We start from the raw sequence: 19,186 nt of genomic DNA on the forward strand, positions 1-19,186 counted from the left end.
GAAGGCCCCGATGACGCGATTCTTGGTCCGCCGGCTGCTCAGCGCCGTCCTCACCCTCTTCGCGGTGAGCGTGCTCAGCTTCCTGATGTTCTTCGCCCTGCCCCGGGATCCGGTCAGCGGCATGTGCCCGAAGAACTGCAACGCCGAACGGCTGGAGCGGGTCCGCGACGAGTTGGGCCTCAACGACCCGCTGGTGCAGCAGTACGCCAACTACATGCAGGGCATCGTCACCGGACGGGACCTGGGCAGCGCCCAGGGCGGCCGGTGCGACGCCCCCTGCCTCGGCTGGTCGTACGTGAACAACGAGGCGGTCACCGACACGCTGGTCCGGGTGCTGCCGGTGACGTTGAGCATCGTGTTCCCGGCGGCGATCCTCTGGCTGCTGGTCGGCGTGGGGCTGGGCATGGTCTCCGCGTTGCGGCGGGGCACCTGGCTGGACAAGGCGGCGATCGGCTTCTCGCTGGCCGGCGCGTCGTTGCAGCTCTACTTCGTCGGCGCGGTGCTGCTGCTGATCTTCACGTACCAGCTGCGGATAACTCCGGTGCCGGGGTACACGTCGATACTCGACGATCCGTTGAAGTGGGCCAGCGGGCTGGTGCTCGCCTGGGTGGCGCTGGCCTTCCTCTTCTCCGCGATCTACGCCCGGCTCTCCCGGGCGCAGATGCTGGAGACGCTCTCGGAGGACTTCGTCCGGACCGCCCAGGCCAAGGGCCTGCCGAAACGCACCGTCTACGGGCGGCACGCGCTGCGCGCCGCGATCACCCCGGTGGTGACCATCGCCGGGCTGGACGTGGGCGCGGCGCTGGGCGGCACGGTGATCACCGAGACGACCTTCGGCATCCAGGGGCTCGGTCGGACCGCGGTCGACGCGGTCCGCTCCGGCGACCTACCCACGATCATGGCCACGGTGCTGGTCTCGGCGGTCTTCATCGTGCTGGCGAACGTCATCGTCGACCTGCTCTACGCGGCCATCGACCCCCGGGTGCGGTTGCGATAAGGCATCGGCCACGCTCCACCCGTGGAAAAGTATCCACCGGTTCTGTTACACCACTCGTAGATTTCTTACAGGCAGGGGAGGAGGCGCGAGATGCGCCTGAAGAGGGCAGCCGCCGCAGGCGGAGCGCTCGCACTGCTCGCGGTCATGGCGGCGTGCAGCGAGAACAAGGGCACCGAGGGCACCGTCGACTCCGACCGCGTGCAGAGTGGCGCGATCGCCACCGACCCCAAGGATTCGATGGGGCCGGCCGCCGAGGTGTCGGGCGCGGCGAAGGGCGGGACCTTCCGGGTGATCCGGGAGTCCAAGATCTCGCACATGGACCCGCAGCGGATCTACTCGTTCGCCGGTCTGATGAACGCGCCGCTCTACAGCCGTTTCCTGACCACGTTCAAGGACGACGGCTCGGGCAAGGTCACCCTGGTCGGCGACCTGGCCGAGACGCCGGGCAAGGACGTCAACTCCGACTGCAAGGTCTGGGAGTTCACGATCAAGGACGGGGTGAAGTTCGAGGACGGCACCCCGATCACCTCGAAGGAGATCGCCTACGGCATCGCCCGCTCCTTCGACCCCGACCTGACCGGCGGCCCGACCTACCTCCAGGAGTGGCTGGCCGACTCCCCGCAGTACGACACCAAGTGGGACTTCAAGGCCAACAAGACCGCGCTGCCGCCCGGCCTGACCACCCCGGACGCCAAGACGCTGCGGTTCGAGTTCGCCAAGGCGCACTGCGACCTGCCGTTCGCCGCGTCGCTGCCGTACACCGCGCCGCTGAAGCCGGAGAAGGACACCGGCGTCAACCTGGACAACCAGCCCTTCTCCTCCGGGCCGTACAAGATCACTAAGCACACCGCCGGCGTCGAGGTGGTGCTGGAGCGCAACGAGCACTGGGACCCCAACACCGATCCGGTGCGGCACGCCTACCCGGACCGGATCGTCTGGAACTTCGGTGCGGACCCGGAGGCGGGCGCCAACCGGGTGGTCGCCGACAATGGTGACGACCAGGCGGCGCTGGCCTTCAACGGGGTCCCCGCCGCGCTGGTCCCCCGGGTCACCGGTGACGCCGCGCTCAAGCCGCGCACCATCCAGGGGCCGACCCCGAGCCTCTGGCGGCTGACCATCAACACCAGCCGGGTCACCGACCTGGCGGTCCGGCAGGCGCTCAACTACGCCATCGACCGGGACGGCTTCATCAAGGCCTATGGCGGCGAGTCCTCCGCCCGCGCGGTGACGAGCCTGCTTCCGCCGTCGACGATCGGCTACCAGAAGCACGACGTCTACCCGGCCGGGCCGAACGGCAACATCGAGAAGGCCAAGGAACTGCTCGCCGGCAAGACCCCGGAGCTGGTGCTCGGCATCGGCGACGACTACACCGAACTGGCCACCCAGCTCAAGGGCAACCTGGAGAAGGCCGGCTTCAAGATCACCGTGAAGACCATCCCGGCCGACGCGAAGCTCGACGAGGTCGGCAAGAAGGGCAACCCCTGGGACCTCTACCTCGACCAGTGGGCCGCCGACTGGCCCAGCGGCGCGGCGATCCTGCCGGTGCTCTTCGACGGTCGCACCATCAAGGCCACCAACAACAGCAACACGTCGTACGTCAACAACGACGCGATCAACGCCGAGTTCGACCGGGTGCTCGCGATGCCCGTGGCCGAGCAGGGCGCCGAGTGGGCCAAGCTCGACGAGCGGATCATGAAGGAGCTGGCCCCGGCCGTGCCGCTGTTCGTGGAGAACGGCTTCTACGTCCACGGCTCGAAGGCCGGCGGGATCTTCATCTCCAGCATCTTCGGCTACCCGTCCTTCGTGAACGTGCACGTCAAGCAGTGACCGACCGGCTTCCGCCGGGGTGATGGCAGGGGTCCCCTGTTCGCGCTTTTTGCCGAACAGGGGACCCCTGCTCACAGGTGGGTACGGAGGAAGTCCAGCTCCAGCCGGAGCAGGCGCTCGGCCGTGCCACCGGCCGCCATGTGGGTCGCCCCGGTCAGCGGCAGCACCGCGTGCGGCCGACCGGTGGCCAGCAGCGCCGCCGACAGGCGCAGCGTGTGCGCGGCCACCACGTTGTCGTCGGCCAACCCGTGCACCAGCAGCAACGGACGCAGGTCGTCCGCGCGGACCGGCGGCTCGGCGGCCAGCTCGACCAGATTGTGGTGGCTGTAGACGTCCGTCCCCTCGTCGGGCAGGCCGAGAAAACGTTCGCTGTAGGCGGTGTCGTACAACGCCCAGTCGGTCACCGGCGCCCCGGCGATGCCGCAGCGGAACCGCTCCGGGTGCCGCAGCACCGCCAACGCCGCGAGCCAGCCCCCGAACGACCAGCCGCGCACCGCGACCCGTCCCAGGTCGAGATCGGGGTGCTTCCCGGCCAACGCGGTCAGCGCGTCGAGCTGGTCGGCGAGGACCACGTCCGCCACCCGCCGGTGGATCACCTTCTCGAACGAGGGCGTGACGCCCGGCGTACCCCGGTTGTCGACGGTCACCACCGCGAAGCCCGCGTCCGCCCACCACTGCCGTTCCAGCCAGGCCGCCCGGGCGGCCACCACCTCCTGGTGCCCCGGGCCGCCGTAGACGTCCAGCAGCACCGGCAGCCGCCGCCCGGCGACGTGGTTGCCCGGGTAGAGGACCGCGGCGGGCAACTGCCGGTCGGTCACCCGTTCCAGGGCCGGTCGGGGCGCGTACGGCGGGTCGGCGGCGTACGAGCGCAGGGCGGCGACCTCCTCGTCGCCCCGGCGTACCGTCCAGCGCGCCCCCGGATGGTCCAGCGACGCGTACCCGACCACCAGCACGTCCCCACCCACGGCGGCGGTGTGCCAGCCCTCGTCCTGGGTCAGCCGGCGGGCGTCCACCCCGCCCCCGATCACCGTCCGGACCCGGAACAGGTGCCGCTGGCTCGGCTCGCCGTCGCTCGCCTCCACCACCAGATCGGCCGGGCCGCCGCCGGCCGCGAGCCGGCCCACCACCCGCCGTACGTAGAGCGAGGGTGGGGTGAGCAGGGTGCCGTCGGCGAAGAGGCACCGGGCGTCGTACCCGTCGTGGGCCAGTTCACCGCCGACCAGCACCCGGCCGTCCGGCAGATGGGCGGGGGTCCCCGGGATCGGATCCACCCAGCGCGGATCGGCCAGCTCGGCGTGCACCTGCGTCTCCCCGGTGCGCGGGTCGACCGCCAGCACCAGGCCGTGCTGCTGCGACCGGCGCAGCACGGTGATCAGTGGCCCACCGTCGACCCAGTCCACCGCGACCAGGTACGGGTAGGTCTCCCGGTCCCAGTGCACGTCGACCCAGCCGCCGTCGAGGTCGAGCAGGTGCAGGCTCACCTCCGCGTTCGGGCCACCGGCCACCGGGTACGCGACGCTGGTCGGCGGGCTCGTCGGGTCGGCCGGGTCGTGCAGGTGCCAGCGGGCCAGCCGGGACTCGTCGACCCGGGCGGCCAGGATGGACCGGCCGTCCGGCGCCCACCAGTAGCCCCGGAACCGGTGGAACTCCTCGGCCGCGATGTGCTCGGCCATTCCCCAGGTCACCCCGGAGTCCTCGCCGGCCAGCATGGTGTCCGTCCCGTCCGGGTCGATCACCCGCAGCTCGCCCCGGCGGGTCGTGGCCCCGGTGTCGGTCACGTACGCCAGCCGTTGCCCGGTCGGGTCCGGCCGCGGGTCGATCGCCGGGCCGGCGGTGGTCACCTCGACCACGTCGCCGTGCACCAGGTCGGCCCGGAACAGCCGGCCGGCGAGGGTGAAGACGGCCACCCGGGCGGCCGGGTCGGTCGCGTACGAACCGATGCCCCCCGCGCTCAGCCGCAGCCGTTCCCGCAGCGCCCGTTCCGCCGCCGGCAGGTCGCCGGCCGCCGCGCCGTCCCCGAGCAGCGCGGTCGGCTCGGCCACCAGGCGCTCCTCGCCGGAGGCGACGTCGAGCAGCCAGAGCGCGTCGGCCGGGTCCTGCGGACCGGCCGAACGCAGGAAGACCACCCGCGATCCGTCGTCGGCCACGGTGACGGCGCGGGGCGCCCCGTGGCTGAACCGTCGGGTGCGGGCGGCCAGCTCCGGATAGTCCACACGGCCGATCGTAGAGGCGGACCGGGGGCGATGTGGCCGACCTGCCTGTACGCGTCGGAACCCGACGCCGACCTGCGCGGTACGCGTCCGAACCCGACCTGCGCGGTACGCGTCGGAGCCGACGCCGGACGCCGCGACGGTTAGAGTGACCGGCGTGACGACGCTGCCCGACCGCCGGCTCCTGCTGGTCCACGCCCACCCCGACGACGAGTCGATCGGCACCGGGTCGACGATGGCGCACTACGCCGCCACCGGTGCCCACGTCACGCTGGTGACCTGCACCCTCGGTGAGGAGGGTGAGATCCATGTGCCGGAGCTGGCCGGGCTCGCCGCCGCCGAGGCCGACCAGCTCGGCGGGTACCGGATCGCGGAGCTGGCCGCCGCCTGCGCGGCGCTCGGCGTCACCGACCACCGTTTCCTCGGCGGCGCGGGGCGCTACCGTGACTCCGGCATGATGGGCCTGGCCACCAACGACCATCCCCGCGCCTTCTGGCAGGCCGACCTGGACGAGGCCGCCGGGCATCTGGTGGAGATCATGCGAGAGGTACGCCCCCAGGTCCTCGTCACGTACGACGAGAACGGCTTCTACGGCCACCCCGACCACATCCAGGCGCACCGGGTGGCGATGCGGGCCGTCGAACTGGCCCGGGCCGAGGGGTTCGCCCCCGCCAAGGTCTACTGGACGGCGATGCCGATCAGCGTGCTGGAAGCCGGCCTGACCCACTTCGCCGACTCGTCGGACAACCCCTTCGCTGACGTCACCGACCTCTCCGAGCTGCCCTTCGGCACCCCGGACAAGGACATCGCGGCGCGGATCGACGCCACCGACCAGCACGTCGCCAAGGAGGCGGCGATGCGGGCGCACGCCACGCAGATCCCGGAGACCTCCTGGCTGTACTCGATCGCCGGCAACTTCGGCAGCGAGTTCATGGGCGTGGAGTTCTTCTTCCTCGCGGTCGGCGAGAAGGGACCGGGCAGTGGCCCGTACGGCTGGGAGGACGACCTCTTCGCCGGGCTGGCCGCGACGACATCACAGGACGCCGGCGCGTCGGCCGGTTCCCGGTGACCCTGCCCACCGTGTCGATGTCGGTCACTCCGGAGCCGGACCAGGTCGAGCCGCCGCCACCCGGGCAGGCGGTGCGGGTGCTCGACCTGGTGCTGAGGGTGGCCGGCGGCGCGCTGGCCGCCTTCGGAGGCGTGCTGACGGCGGTGGTGGAGCTGGTGCTCGCCGGGGTCCGGGTGGGCGGGCACCTCATCGGCGTGTCGGTGCCGGTGGTGATCGTGGCGAACGTCGCCCTGGGCTGGTTCGCCCACGTCACCGTGGGACGCCGGTGGGCGGTGGTCCTTCCGGCGGTGCCCTGGTTCGGGATGATGGTCGTGGCGGCCGGGCGCACGGACGAGGGCGACGTGCTCCTCTCCGGGGACAACTGGGTCGGCCTGGCGATGATCGTGGCGGGCGCGATGACGTTCGCCGTGCTGGGTTTCCGGCTGATGCTGGCTCCGCCGGCCCGGACGGACACGTGACGCCGCCCCCACCCGGGTGGTAGATATTCCTGCCAGGAAGCCTGCCGTCAGGGCGGGCGGTACGGCGGGAGGCGTGCGATGAGGGACCGGTGGCGGCCGATCGGCGTGCTGGCGGGCGGGCTGTTCGCGGTCAACGTGGTCGCCCGGCTGGTGACCCGGTTCGCTTTCGACGAGGATCCGGTCGCCGCCGACCGGGTCTCGCTGGCCATGTTCCTGCTGATCGGGGTGATCCTCGCGGCCGTCACCTTCACCTGGGCCCGACGTAGCGCGGTGGCCCAGTGGGGTGGCGACCTCGCCACCGCCGTCGTGGCCGCGATGCTGGCGACGATCCTGATCGGTCCGTTGCTGGTCGGCAACAACCCGTTCGCCGGCGGTGCGGGCACCTTCTTCGCCCAGCTCGGGCTCTACCTGCTGGCGACCGGGGCCGGCATCCTGATCGGCTACCTGATCGTCGTGGCGCTTGGTATCGACCACCGGTCCCAGCAGCTCAAGCGGTACGCCGAGGGCAAGGCCGCCAAGCCGCGCCGCCCCGTCCGCCGCTGACCCGGCACCGCCCCGGTCGCCCTTCGCCGGCCCGCGCCGACCGGTAGCGGGCCCTGGCGGGGCGGACGATGGGTACGGAGACGCTTTGGAGCTGCCCCGTCTCTGCGCCCATCCGCTGTCCTGTCTCTGGGCCCACCCGGTGCCCCGTCTCTGCGCCGACCCGGTGCCCTGTTTCGGCGCCCACGTGGTGTCCTGTCTTTGCGCCCACTCGCTGCTCCGGCTGTGCGCCCCGGTGCCGGTCTGCGTCACCGCCCGCTGCCCCGTCTGTGCGGGCAGCTCTAAAGGGCGCGTGGTGCGAACATGCCCCGCCCGGCGTGCAGCCAGCCGGCACGCAATGTGACCCTGCCCCGCGCGGGCGGGCCAGCCGGCACGCGGTGCGACCCTGCCCCGCGCGGCGGCCAGCCGGCACGCGGGGCGACCCGTCGGTGCGGTGGCCGACAGGTGCGGGGTGGGGCCGGGTCGTGGTCAGGCGGGGGCGACCCGGGTCAGGTAGGTGTGGTGGGTGGTGAAGCCGAGGCTCCGGTAGAGGGTGACGGCCGGGGTGTTGCGCTGCTCGACCTGGAGGAAGACGTCCGTGGCACCGGAGTCGGCACCCCAGTCGGCGAGCGCCCGGACCACCTGCCGGGCCAGCCCACGGCCCCGGAAGGCGGGCACCACCTCGATCAGGCTCAACCCCAGCCAGCGGCCCTGCCCGGTGACCGTGCCCCGACCGACCGCGGCGAGCGTGCCGTCAACGTACAGGTGGGCGAAGCGGAGCCGGTCCACGGCGGTGAGCACGTGGCGCGCGGCGTCGGGGAGGCCTCCCTTGCGCCCGGCGGCGACCGCGAGCCACTCCGCCGACGGGAGGGTCGCCAGCTCCACCCCGGGCCCGGCCGGGTCGGACACCGGGAGCGTCGCCCGCAGCCGGTCCAGGGTCACGGTCTGCACGATGGTGAGCGGTCGGGCCCCCCAGCCGCGCGCGTCCAGTTCCGCTCCCACCGGGGTGGCCAGCGGTAGCGGCGTGTTGACCATCGCGGGCTGCCCCTGGTCGGCGTACCAACGTTCGACGGCGTCGAGGGCGGCCGGCAGCGGCCGGTCCGGGTCGCCGATCGGCAGCGCCGTGTTGGCGCGTCCGGTCCAGCCGGCGGCGCTGCGCAGCAGCCAGTCGCCGAGGCGTCCGCGTACCGGGGCGGGCCAGGCCTCGTCGGCGGCGAGTTCCAGGGCGACCACCGCGGCGGCGGTCGGCCGGCGGGCCGCCGGTACCCGTTTCGCCCGGTGCACCTCGTCCCGGGGCACCTGGACCCGACCCTGGTCGGTGGCCAGAGTGATGTGGGTCTCATTCAGCTCGACCAATTCTCCCAGCGCGTCGGAGAAGAGGGGGCGGCCCTCACGAATCCCCACAATCCGACGGACCACGATCCGATGTCCCACATCCTGCTGTCGGAGCACGATCGACCTCCTCCCCGGCGAGATACTAGGCTCTTACCGTCGCGGCGGATCGCGACGCGTCTTGCGGAGGAGAAGACCGGTGACCTACATCATCGCCGAACCGTGCGTGGATGTACTCGACAAGGCATGCATCGAGGAGTGCCCGGTCGACTGCATCTACGAGGGCAACCGGATGCTCTACATCCACCCCGACGAGTGCGTCGACTGTGGTGCCTGTGAGCCGGTCTGCCCGGTCGAGGCGATCTTCTACGAGGACGACGTCCCGGAGAACTGGAAGGACTACACCTCGGCGAACTACGAGTTCTTCGAGGACCTCGGCTCCCCGGGCGGCGCCTCGAAGATCGGCAAGATCGAGAAGGACGCCACCTTCGTGGCCGCCCAGCCGCCACGCGGAGAGGGCCACTGAACCGGCCCGCGCCGGTCTCGTCGCGGCTGCCCGAGTTCACCTGGGACACCCTGGACGCCGCGGCCGCACTGGCCGCGGCGCATCCGGACGGGATGATCAACCTCTCGATCGGCACTCCGGTCGACCCGGTGCCCGAGGTGATCCGTCAGGCCCTGGCGGGCGCGTCCGACGCACCCGGGTATCCGCTCACCGTGGGCACGCCCGCGCTGCGGGAGGCCATCGCCGCCTGGGTGGGGCGCACCTGCGGCGCGGCCGAGGGGTTCGGCGTGCTCCCGACGATCGGCTCCAAGGAGCTGGTCGCCTGGCTGCCGACCCTGCTCGGCATCGGCCCGGGTGACGTGGTCGTGGTGCCGCCGGTCTGTTACCCCACCTACTCCGACGGGGTCCGGCTGGTCGGGGCCACCGAGGTGCGGACCGACTCGCTGACCGCGGTCGGGCCGACCTCCCGGGTGCGCCTGGTCTGGGTGAACTCGCCGGCCAACCCGACCGGCCGGGTGCTGCCCGCCGCACACCTGCGCAAGGTGGTCGAGTGGGCGCGTGAGCGGGGCGCGGTGGTGGCCAGCGACGAGTGCTACCTGCCGCTGGGCTGGTCCGCCGACGCGGAACCGGTGTCGGTGCTCTCGCCCGAGGTCTGCGGCGGCTCGTACGACGGCGTCCTCGCCGTGCACTCGCTCTCCAAGCGGTCCAACCTCGCCGGGTACCGCGCGGGGCTGGTCGCCGGCGACCCGGCCCTGGTGGCCGAGCTGCTCAAGGTCCGTAAGCACGCCGGCATGATCGTGCCGGCGCCGGTGCAGGCCGCGATGGTGGCGGCGTTGACCGACGACCGGCACGCCGACGAGCAGCGGGAACGCTACCGCGCTCGGCGGGAGGCGCTGCTCGCCGCGTTCACCGGGGCGGGGTTCACCGTCGAGCACTCCGAGGCCGGGCTCTACCTCTGGCTCAGCCGGGGTGGCGAGGAGTGCTGGCAGACCGTCGACTGGCTGGCCCGGCGGGGCATCCTGGCCGCTGCGGGGGCGCTCTACGGGCCCGGTGGCAGCCACCATGTCCGGATCGCGTTCACCGCCACCGACGAGCAGGTCGCCGCGGTTCCCGGCCGGCTCGCCGAAGCCTAGGTCGGGTCGACCCGGACCCGTACCGAGCGGAACCCGAGGTACGCAGATGGTGGCAAGCCCCGGCACGCGGCCCCGGGTCGCGGTGGTCGGCACCGGTCTGATCGGTGGTTCGATCCTGCTCGGGCTGCACCGGGCCGGTCTCGACGTGTCCGGCTGGGACCCGGACCCGGCGACCCGGCAGGTGGTCCGCGACGCCGGGGTGACCTGCCCGGACGAACTGACCGCAGCGGTGGACGACCGGACGGTGGTCTTCCTCTGCGGCCCACTGCCGACCCTGCCGGAGACGTTGCGCACGGTCGCCGCAGCGGTCGGTGCGGACTGCGTCCTCACCGACGTGGGAAGCACCAAGGGCACGGTGGCGGAGTTCGCCGCCGCACACGGGCTGACCGACCGGTTCGTGCCGGGTCACCCGATGGCCGGCACCGACCGGGCCGGTATCGGCGCGGCCGTGCCCGACCTGTTCGACGGCGCGGCCTGGGTGCTCTGCCCGACCCGGGACGGCCTGCCCGCGTTCCGCCGGCTCGCCGAGATGCTGGTGACGGTCTTCGCGGCCCGGGTGGTGCCGATGGCGCCGGACGAGCACGACGCGGTGGCGGCCCTCGCCTCGCACGTGCCGCACCTGCTGGCCGGGGCGCTGGCCGGGGCGACCGGCCGGTCCGCGCTGCGGGACGCCGTGCTGGCCCTGGCGGCCGGGAGCTTCCGGGACGGCACCCGGGTGGCCGGCACCCCGGCCGAGCGGACGGCGAACATGCTGCTCGGTAACCGGGACCACGTCCTGCGGGAGCTGGCCGCCGTCCGGGCCTTCCTGGACGAGCTGACCGCCGCGCTCGGCGACGCCGACGCCGAGGCGCTCACCGCCGGTCACCGGGAGGCCCGCGTCACCCGGACGGCCCTGTTCGACCGTCCGTTCACCTCCTCCCGGCACGAGTTCCCGACCACTGCCGGAGCGACCGGTCGGGACGACGACGAGCTGGGGTTCCTGCTCGCCCTCGGGGCCGCCGGGGGACACCTCGGCGACTGCCGGGTCACCGGGAGGGCCGTGCGGTACACCGCGCACCGGCCGGCGGGGTCGGCGGCACGCGGTTAGGGTGAGCACATGGTGGACGGACCGGTCGTGACGGTACGCGGCGAGGCGTACCGGGAGGTGGCACCCGAGATCGCCCGCTTCACGGTCACCGCGATGGCCCGGGACAAGGACCGCGAAGTGACCCTGACCCGGCTGGCCGAGCGGGCCGCCGCGATCCGGGTGCTGCTCGACGGCCAGGGTTCCGCGGTGGACCGCCGGGAGACCGGTGAGCTGCGGGTCCGGCCCGAGTTGAAGCGCTCCGGCGAACGGGTGGTCGCGTACCACGGCAGCGTCACCACCACCGTGACGGTCACCGACTTCGCCGCCCTCGGCGAACTGATGCTCCGCCTGGCCGACCAGGACCAGGTCTCGGTCGCCGGCCCGTGGTGGTCGCTGCGGCCGGACAGCCCGGTGCACCGGGAGGCGCGGCAGGCCGCCATCGCCGAGGCGCTGAGCCGGGCCCGGGAGTACGCCGAAGCGCTGGGCGCCCGGGTGACCGGCCTGATCGAACTCTCCGACTCCGGGATGGCCGCCCAGCCGATGACGTTCCGGGCGGCCGGCTTCACCGGCGCGACGGAGGCGGGCGGTGGCCCCGAGATCGACCTCGACCCGCAGCAGCAGACCGTGCAGGCTGCCGTCGAAGCACGGTTCGCGATCAGCGAGCCGGTGTTGGACTGATGCCCCGGCAGCCCGGTTCCGGCCCGGTCCCGGCCCGGGAGTGCCACGTCGACGAGCTGGTGACCCGGGCCCGGGAGTTGGCCGCCGCCGGCCCCCGACAGCTGCTCGGCATCGCCGGGGCGCCCGGGGCGGGGAAGTCGACCCTCGCCGAACGGGTCGTCGCCGGGGTCGGTTCGACCGCCCGGCTGGTGCCGATGGACGGTTTCCACCTGGCCCAGGCGGAACTGCGCCGGCTCGGCCTGGCCGACCGCAAGGGGGCGGTGGACACCTTCGACGCGTACGGTTACGCCGCGTTGCTGCGCCGGCTGCACCGGCTGGAGCCGGTCCCTGTCTACGCGCCGGCCTTCCACCGGGACATCGAGGAGGCGGTCGCCGGGTCGATCGCGGTGCCGCCCTGGGTGACGCTCGTGGTGACCGAGGGCAACTACCTCCTCCTCCCCGAGGACCCGTGGGACGAGGTCCGCACCCTGCTGCACGACGCCTGGTTCCTCGACCTCGACGCCGAGCTGCGACTGCGCCGGCTCACCGACCGGCACGTCGCGTACGGCCGCTCGCCGGCCGAGGCGGAACGCTGGGCGCGCGGGTCCGACGAGGCCAACGCGGCCCTGGTGGCCGGCACCGCGCACCGCGCCGACCTGGTCGTCCGGCTAGCCGACCCCCTCCCGGGGTGACGGGACGGCCCCGCGCAGCCCAGCGGCCACCCGTTCCCGCTCGACGAGGAACTCCGGGGAGTCCGGGTATCCGCCATGGCTGCGGATCGGCGGGTCGACGACCTCTCCGCCGGTCGGGTGCAGCCCTTCCGGGTCCCGCACGGTGACCTGCCGGCGGGCGGCGGGCACCGGCCAGCCCAACGGGTCGGTCTCCCGCCAGAAGTTCGTCCAGCCGGCCCGGCCGTGCCGGTCGGTGAGCGCGTCGGCCAGCACCGGCAGCCGGCGGGGACCGAAGTACGCCGGGAACACCCGCCCGTAGAGCCGGGTCAGCTGGCAGCCGTACGAGAAGAACCGGACCCGGCGCCGCCAGCGGGCCGGTAGTTGGAGGAGCACGGCCGCGCAGATCACCGCGCCCTGGCTGTGCCCGGAGAGGATGATGCCCGCCACCCGGCGCGGATCGTCCTCGGGCAGGGCCAGCAGGCCGGCGGTCCGGGTCTGCAACTCCGGTACCGCCCGTTCGGCGTAGCTGGGCGGGGCGAACGGATGGGCGGTCCGGGGCCAGAACGTGCCGACGTCCCAGAGCACGCCGACCGACCGGCGGACGGTGTCGTTGCGGTACACCAGCAGGCCGAGCGTCGCGACCAGCACGGGCAGCCAGCCGAGGAGCCGGTCGCCGGCGTCGGTCGCCCCGTCGACCAGCACCGACCAGCCGCTGTCCGACATGCCGTGCGGGTGCACCCCGGAGAGCGCGGCGACGCAGCCGAGCGCGGCGAGGACGAGCAGCGCCGTGCCGCCCCATCCGACGAGCGGGATCGCGTGTTCGCCGACGAGCCGGTGCAGCGCGCGGAACGTGCTCACGTCCCGGCAGCGGCGCAGGTCGTGGGCGGAGAGGCGGTGGCCGGGCCGGCTGAGACGCGCGTACTCCCGGCGGCGCAGCCGGGCGAAGAGGACCCCGGCGTGGACGGCGGTGGCGAGGACGACCAGCAGCGAGCCGCCGAACACCAGCCCGGCCCAGGTCACCGGCACCGGCGGGACGACGGCCAGCCGGTCGGCGGGGTTGAGCCGGTTGCCGACCCAGTAGACCGCGCCCGTGCAGTAGGCGACGGCCAGCAGCCAGCCGAGTCCGGCGATGAGCATCGGGCCCCGGCCGCCCCAGGCCAGCCCGGCGTGTCCCGCTTCCGGCGGGTCGACCGGGGTGGCCCGGGGAAGGAGAAGTCCGGTGCCGGCCACGGCGATCGCCGGGCCCACCAGCATCCAGAGGGCGAGCCCCTCGGGTGTGGCGGGCAACCCGGGCAGCCAGCCGGACCACCAGGCGACCCCCGCCACCAGGGCGAGCGCCGCGCCGGCCGGGGCGACCAGCGCCCGTCGCCCCGAGCGGGACACCGTGCCGATCGCGACCAGCAGGAACAACTGCCCGACGCCCCATCCGGCGATCAGCTCGTCGTAGCCGGGCAGGGAGTGGTCGGCCCGGCAGCCGGGTGCGGCCGGCGCGGCGGCGCAGCCCCGTGGCGGGCGCAGCTCGGCGAGCGGGATGCCGGCCGGGCCGTCGGGCAGGAGCAGGAGGGCGAAGGTGCCGGCCAGCCCGCCCAGCGTGCTGACCACGACCAGGGCGCTGTACGGCCCGAGCGGCGTCCGTCCGCCGCGTCGGGTGAGGTAGGGCCGGCCGAGGGCCACCACGGCCACCGCCACCGGGAGCACCAGCAGGATCACGGTGAGGCCGGCGAGGGCGGCCCGTGGTCCCGCCGGCGGGTCCATGACCAGCACCGCGCCGAGCGGCACCGCCGCCGCGACGGCTGTGCCGGTGCAGAGGTGCAGCACGGCGGCCCGCCGCAGCTGCCCCTCGCCGCACCAGAAGGTGGGGTCCTGCAACGGGTTGACCATCGGCACCCCGACCGGGGGGACGACGCCCGGCCCGACCGGCATCTCCGCCTCGTACTGGTAGGTGCGCCAACTCAGCAGTCCGACCAGCGCGATCAGGGCGAGCGGCACCAGCAGCCCGACGGCGAGCGCGTGCGCGTCCTCGCTCCACCAGCCGTGTCCGAGGAACTCCCAGGGGCCGGGCACCCGGCGCAGACAGCTCCGGTCCACGCACTGCCAGCCGATCAGGTCGACCCCGACGCCGGTGGCGGCGAGGACCAGGGTGCCGGTCAGGCTGAGGCAGAACAACCGGATCAGCCAGCCGGCGACGCCGGCCCGGCCGGACCACCGTTCCCGGTCCGGGTCGGCGGGGATCTCCGGCCGGGCATGCAGCGCGACGTTGGCGAGGGTGAACGGGAGCAGCACCGTCCAGAGCGCGCGTTCGACGTCCCGCGCGGTGCGCGCGCCCGAGGTGAGTCGACCCCAGCTGTACGCCTCGACGGTGACCGGTTCGTCCGGGTCGGCCCGTGGGTGGCGGTAGAAGCCGGTGACGTCGTCCCCGGCGACGAGCCACGGCTGCGGGGCCGGCTCACCCGGCTCCGGCAGCAGGCCCAGCAGCTCGTCCGGCGGCGTGTTCGACACGCCGTGTACGCGTAGTTCGAGCACCCGACCAGCCATCGCCTGCCTCCCGGTGACCGCGTCACTACTCAGAGTGCTCCTGTGGGGCCGGGTGGGGCCAGTAATTCTGGTGGTTTTTGCAGCTCAGGCCGGATATTTGTGAGTCAGTCCAGGGTGCGCACCGCCCGGGCGGGGTTGCCGACCGCCACCACGTTCGGCGGGAGGTCCCGGGTGACCACCGCGCCGGCGCCCACCACCGTGTTGTCGCCGATGGTGACCCCGGCGAGCACGATCACCCCGCCGCCGAGCCAGACGTTGTCGCCGAGGGTGATCGGTTGGGCGGCCTCCCACTTGTCGCGGCGAGGCTCCGGTTCGACCGGGTGGGTCGCGGTGAGCAGTTGCACGTTCGGTCCGATCTGCACGTCCGCGCCGATGGTGATCGGGGCGACGTCCAGGAAGACCGCGTTGAAGTTGACGAACCCGCGCGGCCCGATGGTGATCCGGGAGCCGTAGTCGCAGTGGAACGGTGGCCGGACCCAGGTGCCCTCGCCGACCTCGCCGAGCAGTTCACGGAGGGCGGCGAGCCGACCCTCGGGGTCGTCCGCGCGGCTGCCGTTGAACCGCTCCATCGCGATGGCGGCCCGGTCCAGTTCGGCGACGATCTCGGGGTCGTCCGCCCGGTACAGCTCACCGGCGAGCATGCGTTCTCTCATCGACGTCACGCGTCGAGCATGCCGGACGCACGGTCGGCAGGCCAGAAAGGTTGCGCCCGTTTCCCCCTTTTCCGGTCGGATCAAGGACATTTTGCGGGGATCCGGTGTGGAAACGTGGGTCCGGCCGTGTCGATGTGATCAGCATCGACGAGAACTCCTCAAGGAGGTCGCGTGCCACGAACACGGAAATGCATCGGTGCCGGGCTGGTCCTGGGTCTGCTGCTCGGGGCGGCCACGGCCGTACCCGCGTCGTCCGCCCCAGCCGCGATCGCTCCCGGGCCGACGGTGTCGCCCGCCAGCGCCCCGGCCCCGACCACGGGTGCCGGACGTCCGGTCACGGTCACGCTGCTCACCGGCGACCGGGTCACGGTCACCGGTGGCACCGCGGTCAGCGTCCGTCCGGGCCCCGGGCGGGCGGGCATGACCTTCGTGACCCGGCGGACGGGGGACCACATCTCCGTCCTGCCCCGGGACGCGGTGCACCTGGTCCGGTCCGGTCGGGTGGACCAGCGGCTCTTCGACGTCACCGAACTGGTCTCCGCCGGGTACGACGACGCGCGGCGGGACACCCTGCCGCTGCTGCTGCGGTACCGGAGTGGAGCGGACCGGAAGGCTCCCGTGGCCGGCACCCGGGTGACCCGGGACCTGCCCGCCATCGGCGGCGCGGCGGTCCAGGCCACGAAGGACCGGGCCGCCGCCGTCTGGACGGCGCTCACCACCGGCACGGCCGGCAACCGGGTCGACACGGCGGGGGGCGTCGACCGGATCTGGCTGGACGGCCGGCGTCGGGTGGTTCTCGACCGGAGCGTGGCCCAGATCGGTGCCCCGGAGGCGCACCGCGACGGGTGGACCGGTCGGGGCGTCCGGGTGGCGGTGCTCGACACCGGCGTCGACGCCACCCATCCGGATCTCGCCGGCCGGGTCGCGGAGAGCCGCAACTTCAGCGAGACCACCGACGGAGACGACACGGTCGGGCACGGCACCCACGTGGCGTCGATCATCGCCGGGAGCGGAGCCGCGGCTGGCGGCCGGTACCGCGGGGTCGCGCCGGACGCGACCCTGCTCTCCGGAAAAGTGTGCGAGAGCGACTTCTGCACCGAGTCGGCGATCCTGGCCGGCATGCAGTGGGCCACGGTCGAGCAGCGGGCCGCCGTGGTCAACCTGAGCCTGGGCGGCCAGGACACGCCGCAGGTCGACCCGCTGGAGGAGGCGGTCGGGACGCTCACCGCGCAGACCGGCGCGCTCTTCGTGATCGCCGCCGGCAACGACGGGTCGGACGCCTCGGTCGGCTCCCCGGGCAGCGCGGACGCGGCGTTGACCGTCGGCGCGGTGGACCGGGCGGACGACCTCGCCGACTTCTCCAGCCGGGGCCCCCGCCCGTACGACGAGGGGATCAAGCCCGACCTCACCGCGCCGGGTGTCGGCATCGTCGCGGCACGGGCCGCGAAAGGGCGGATCGGCGACCCGGTCGGGGATCGACACGTGAGCCTCTCCGGCACCTCGATGGCCACCCCGCACGTGGCCGGCGCGGTGGCCATCCTGGCCCAGCAGCGTCCCGACGCGGACGCGGGTCAGCTCAAGGCCCTCCTGATGGCCTCGGCGCGGGCGCATCCGGAACAGACGGTCTTCGCGCAGGGCGCGGGCCGGGTCGACGTGGCCGCCGCCGTCGACCAGCGGATCACCAGCGACCCGCCCAGCGTCTCGTTCGGCCGGACCACGTGGCCGCACCACGACGACACCCCGGTCGCCCGGACGGTGGCGTACCGCAACACCGGCAGCAGTCCGGTGACCCTGCACCTGACCACGGAGGTCACCGGCCCGGACGGCGAGCCCGCGCCGGCCGGCATGTTCCGCCTCGGCGCGGACCGGGTGACCGTCCCCGCCGGTGGTCGGACGGAGGTGACGGTCACCGCCGACACGAGCGTGGACGGGCCGGACGGGTACCACACCGGTCGGCTCGTGGCCCGCTCCGACGCCGGTACGGTGGCGACCCCGCTGGCCGTGCACCGGGAGGTGGAGAGCTACCAGCTGACCGTTGAGATCCTGGACGGGGCCGGGGCGCGTGCGAACGACCACTTCACCCAGCTCTACGGCCTCGACCAGCGGTACGCCCAGGAGCTCCACGGTGCCGGCGAGGTGAGCAGTGTCCGGGTCCCGAAGGGCCGCTACGGGCTGGCCAGCGCCATCTTCGCTGACGATCCGCGCGGCTTCGCCGTGCTCGCCCAGCCGGAACTGACCCTCGACCGGGACACCCGGATCACCGTCGACGCGCGGCGGACCGGACCGGTCCGGATGACCGTGCCCGAGACGTCCGCTGTGCCGGCGCTGGTGGACGTCACCGTGCACTTCACCGCCGACCACGGCTCCTACGGCTTCGGCGTCGGGGGTGACGACTTCACCGGTGTCTGGACCGGCCGGGTCGGCGGGAGCACCTCGGCGGAACGGTTCGTCAGCTCGGTCTCCAGTCAGTGGGTCCACGGCGAGGCGGAGGTCAGTCCGTACCTGTACGCGCTGAGCGAGACGTTCGGCGGCACGGTGCCGACCGGGTTCGTCCGGGACTACCACCGGCGTGACCTGGCCGCCGTCCACCAACGGTTCCACGGCGACCCCGCAGTCGAGGCGGACCGGGTGGTCTTCCCCCGGCAGGAGGGGGTCAGCTTCGCGTCGGCGGTCGGGCTGCCCACGGACCTGCCCGGCAGCCGGGTCGAGTACCTCAACGCCGCTGCCGGGCTGCGCTGGTGGTCGCTCCTGGAGACCGGGGAACGCACCGACCACGGTTGGCTGGAGAACGGCACGACGCACTTCTCGGAACCGGTCGCCTACCGGGCCGGGCGCTCCCACCGGGACGAATGGAACGGCGCGCCGTTCGGGCCGGCCCTCCCCCGGTCGACCATGGGCATCGCCCGGTACGGCGACACCCTCGTCGTCGACGTCCCGGTGCACGCCGACGCCCACGGCCACGGCGGGTACTCGGTGACCGACACGGAACGGACCGTCCTGTACCGCGACGGCAAGCTGGTCGGGGAGAGCCCGTACGCCGGGTCCGGCATGTTCGTCGTTCCGCCGGAGCCCGCCGAGTACCGGCTGGAGGTGTCCGCCGCCCGGGGCTTCACCGACCTGAGCACGGAGGTGGTCGCGAGCTGGACCTTCCGTTCCGCGCACGTCCCCGGTGACGCCCCGGTCGGGCAGCCGGCGATGGCGGTCCGCTTCGCGCCGAGGCTGGACGAGGCCGGCACCGCCCCGGCCGGGCGGCTCTGGACGATCCCGGTGACGGTCGACCGGCAGCCGGGAGCACCGGCGGCCACGGTGACCGCGCTGACCGTGGACGTGTCGTACGACGGGGGCGACAGTTGGCAGCCGACGCGGCTGCGGAAGCAGGGCACCGGCTGGGTGGCCACCGTGCGGCACCCGTCGGGGCCGGGCTGGGTGTCGTTGCGGGCCAGCGCCACCGGCAGTGACGGCAGCCTGGTGACCCAGCGGATCATCCAGGCGTACCGGCTGGGGTGAGGCGGATCCGTCCCGGCCCGTGGGGTTGCCACGGGCCGGGACGGGCC

The 19,186-nt window shown here is 73.5% G+C and carries 15 protein-coding genes; 11 read left to right on the top strand and 4 right to left on the bottom strand.

What is annotated here, in order from left to right; translation table 11 throughout:
- The first annotated feature begins 10 nt into the window (after positions 1–10).
- Complete coding sequence (locus GA0070618_RS15030; RefSeq protein WP_088982192.1) at positions 11–997, top strand: ABC transporter permease; 987 nt, start codon at positions 11–13, stop codon at positions 995–997.
- A 90-nt stretch (positions 998–1,087) separates the two neighbouring features.
- Complete coding sequence (locus GA0070618_RS15035; RefSeq protein WP_088982193.1) at positions 1,088–2,824, top strand: ABC transporter substrate-binding protein; 1,737 nt, start codon at positions 1,088–1,090, stop codon at positions 2,822–2,824.
- A 71-nt stretch (positions 2,825–2,895) separates the two neighbouring features.
- On the opposite strand, the gene GA0070618_RS15040 is transcribed toward GA0070618_RS15035, so the two are convergent.
- Positions 2,896–5,037 (bottom strand): S9 family peptidase, encoded by a 2,142-nt coding sequence (locus GA0070618_RS15040; RefSeq protein ID WP_088982194.1) that lies wholly within the window; start codon positions 5,035–5,037, stop codon positions 2,896–2,898.
- A gap of 145 nt (positions 5,038–5,182) precedes the next feature.
- Here GA0070618_RS15040 and mshB point away from each other — a divergent pair, with 145 nt between their 5' ends.
- The 3 genes from mshB (at position 5,183) to GA0070618_RS15055 (ending at position 7,104) form a co-directional block, all read left to right on the top strand.
- A complete protein-coding gene (gene mshB, locus GA0070618_RS15045; protein WP_088982195.1) occupies positions 5,183–6,103 on the top strand; it encodes an N-acetyl-1-D-myo-inositol-2-amino-2-deoxy-alpha-D-glucopyranoside deacetylase in 921 nt (306 codons plus the stop codon).
- A 17-nt stretch (positions 6,104–6,120) separates the two neighbouring features.
- A complete protein-coding gene (locus GA0070618_RS15050; protein WP_088985541.1) occupies positions 6,121–6,561 on the top strand; it encodes a hypothetical protein in 441 nt (146 codons plus the stop codon).
- Between the two features lie 78 nt (positions 6,562–6,639).
- Positions 6,640–7,104: a hypothetical protein gene (locus GA0070618_RS15055; protein ID WP_088982196.1), complete on the top strand. Its 465-nt coding sequence runs from the start codon at positions 6,640–6,642 to the stop codon at positions 7,102–7,104.
- A 465-nt stretch (positions 7,105–7,569) separates the two neighbouring features.
- On the opposite strand, the gene GA0070618_RS15060 is transcribed toward GA0070618_RS15055, so the two are convergent.
- Positions 7,570–8,532 carry a GNAT family N-acetyltransferase gene (locus GA0070618_RS15060; RefSeq protein WP_088982197.1) on the bottom strand — a complete coding sequence of 321 codons (963 nt, stop codon included), beginning with the start codon at positions 8,530–8,532 and terminating at the stop codon, positions 7,570–7,572.
- Between the two features lie 79 nt (positions 8,533–8,611).
- On the opposite strand from GA0070618_RS15060, the gene fdxA reads away from it, so the two are divergent.
- From fdxA to GA0070618_RS15085, 5 genes are read left to right on the top strand one after another with little or no spacing between them, the layout of a single operon-like run.
- Positions 8,612–8,938: a ferredoxin gene (fdxA, locus tag GA0070618_RS15065; protein ID WP_172900297.1), complete on the top strand. Its 327-nt coding sequence runs from the start codon at positions 8,612–8,614 to the stop codon at positions 8,936–8,938.
- Positions 8,935–10,050 carry a succinyldiaminopimelate transaminase gene (dapC, locus tag GA0070618_RS15070; RefSeq protein ID WP_172900385.1) on the top strand — a complete coding sequence of 372 codons (1,116 nt, stop codon included), beginning with the start codon at positions 8,935–8,937 and terminating at the stop codon, positions 10,048–10,050. The genes fdxA and dapC overlap by 4 nt, the downstream gene beginning before the upstream one ends.
- A 46-nt stretch (positions 10,051–10,096) precedes the next feature.
- Positions 10,097–11,137 (top strand): prephenate dehydrogenase, encoded by a 1,041-nt coding sequence (locus GA0070618_RS15075; RefSeq protein WP_088982199.1) that lies wholly within the window; start codon positions 10,097–10,099, stop codon positions 11,135–11,137.
- A 9-nt stretch (positions 11,138–11,146) separates the two neighbouring features.
- A complete protein-coding gene (locus GA0070618_RS15080) occupies positions 11,147–11,794 on the top strand; it encodes an SIMPL domain-containing protein (protein ID WP_088982200.1) in 648 nt (215 codons plus the stop codon).
- Complete coding sequence (locus tag GA0070618_RS15085) at positions 11,794–12,465, top strand: nucleoside/nucleotide kinase family protein (protein WP_088982201.1); 672 nt, start codon at positions 11,794–11,796, stop codon at positions 12,463–12,465. The genes GA0070618_RS15080 and GA0070618_RS15085 overlap by 1 nt, the downstream gene beginning before the upstream one ends.
- Here GA0070618_RS15085 and GA0070618_RS15090 read toward each other — a convergent pair.
- The gene (locus GA0070618_RS15090) at positions 12,442–14,979 is read right to left on the bottom strand and encodes a hypothetical protein (RefSeq protein WP_088982202.1); all 2,538 of its coding nucleotides are present in this window, start codon (positions 14,977–14,979) and stop codon (positions 12,442–12,444) included. The two genes, GA0070618_RS15085 and GA0070618_RS15090, sit on opposite strands and share 24 nt — an antisense overlap.
- Positions 14,980–15,083: 104 nt before the next feature.
- Positions 15,084–15,641: a sugar O-acetyltransferase gene (locus tag GA0070618_RS15095; RefSeq protein WP_088982203.1), complete on the bottom strand. Its 558-nt coding sequence runs from the start codon at positions 15,639–15,641 to the stop codon at positions 15,084–15,086.
- A gap of 162 nt (positions 15,642–15,803) precedes the next feature.
- On the opposite strand from GA0070618_RS15095, the gene GA0070618_RS15100 reads away from it, so the two are divergent.
- The gene (locus GA0070618_RS15100) at positions 15,804–19,139 is read left to right on the top strand and encodes a S8 family serine peptidase (protein WP_088982204.1); all 3,336 of its coding nucleotides are present in this window, start codon (positions 15,804–15,806) and stop codon (positions 19,137–19,139) included.
- Positions 19,140–19,186 lie beyond the last annotated feature (47 nt).

It is taken from the genome of Micromonospora echinospora, from assembly GCF_900091495.1.
GTDB lineage: Bacteria > Actinomycetota > Actinomycetes > Mycobacteriales > Micromonosporaceae > Micromonospora > Micromonospora echinospora.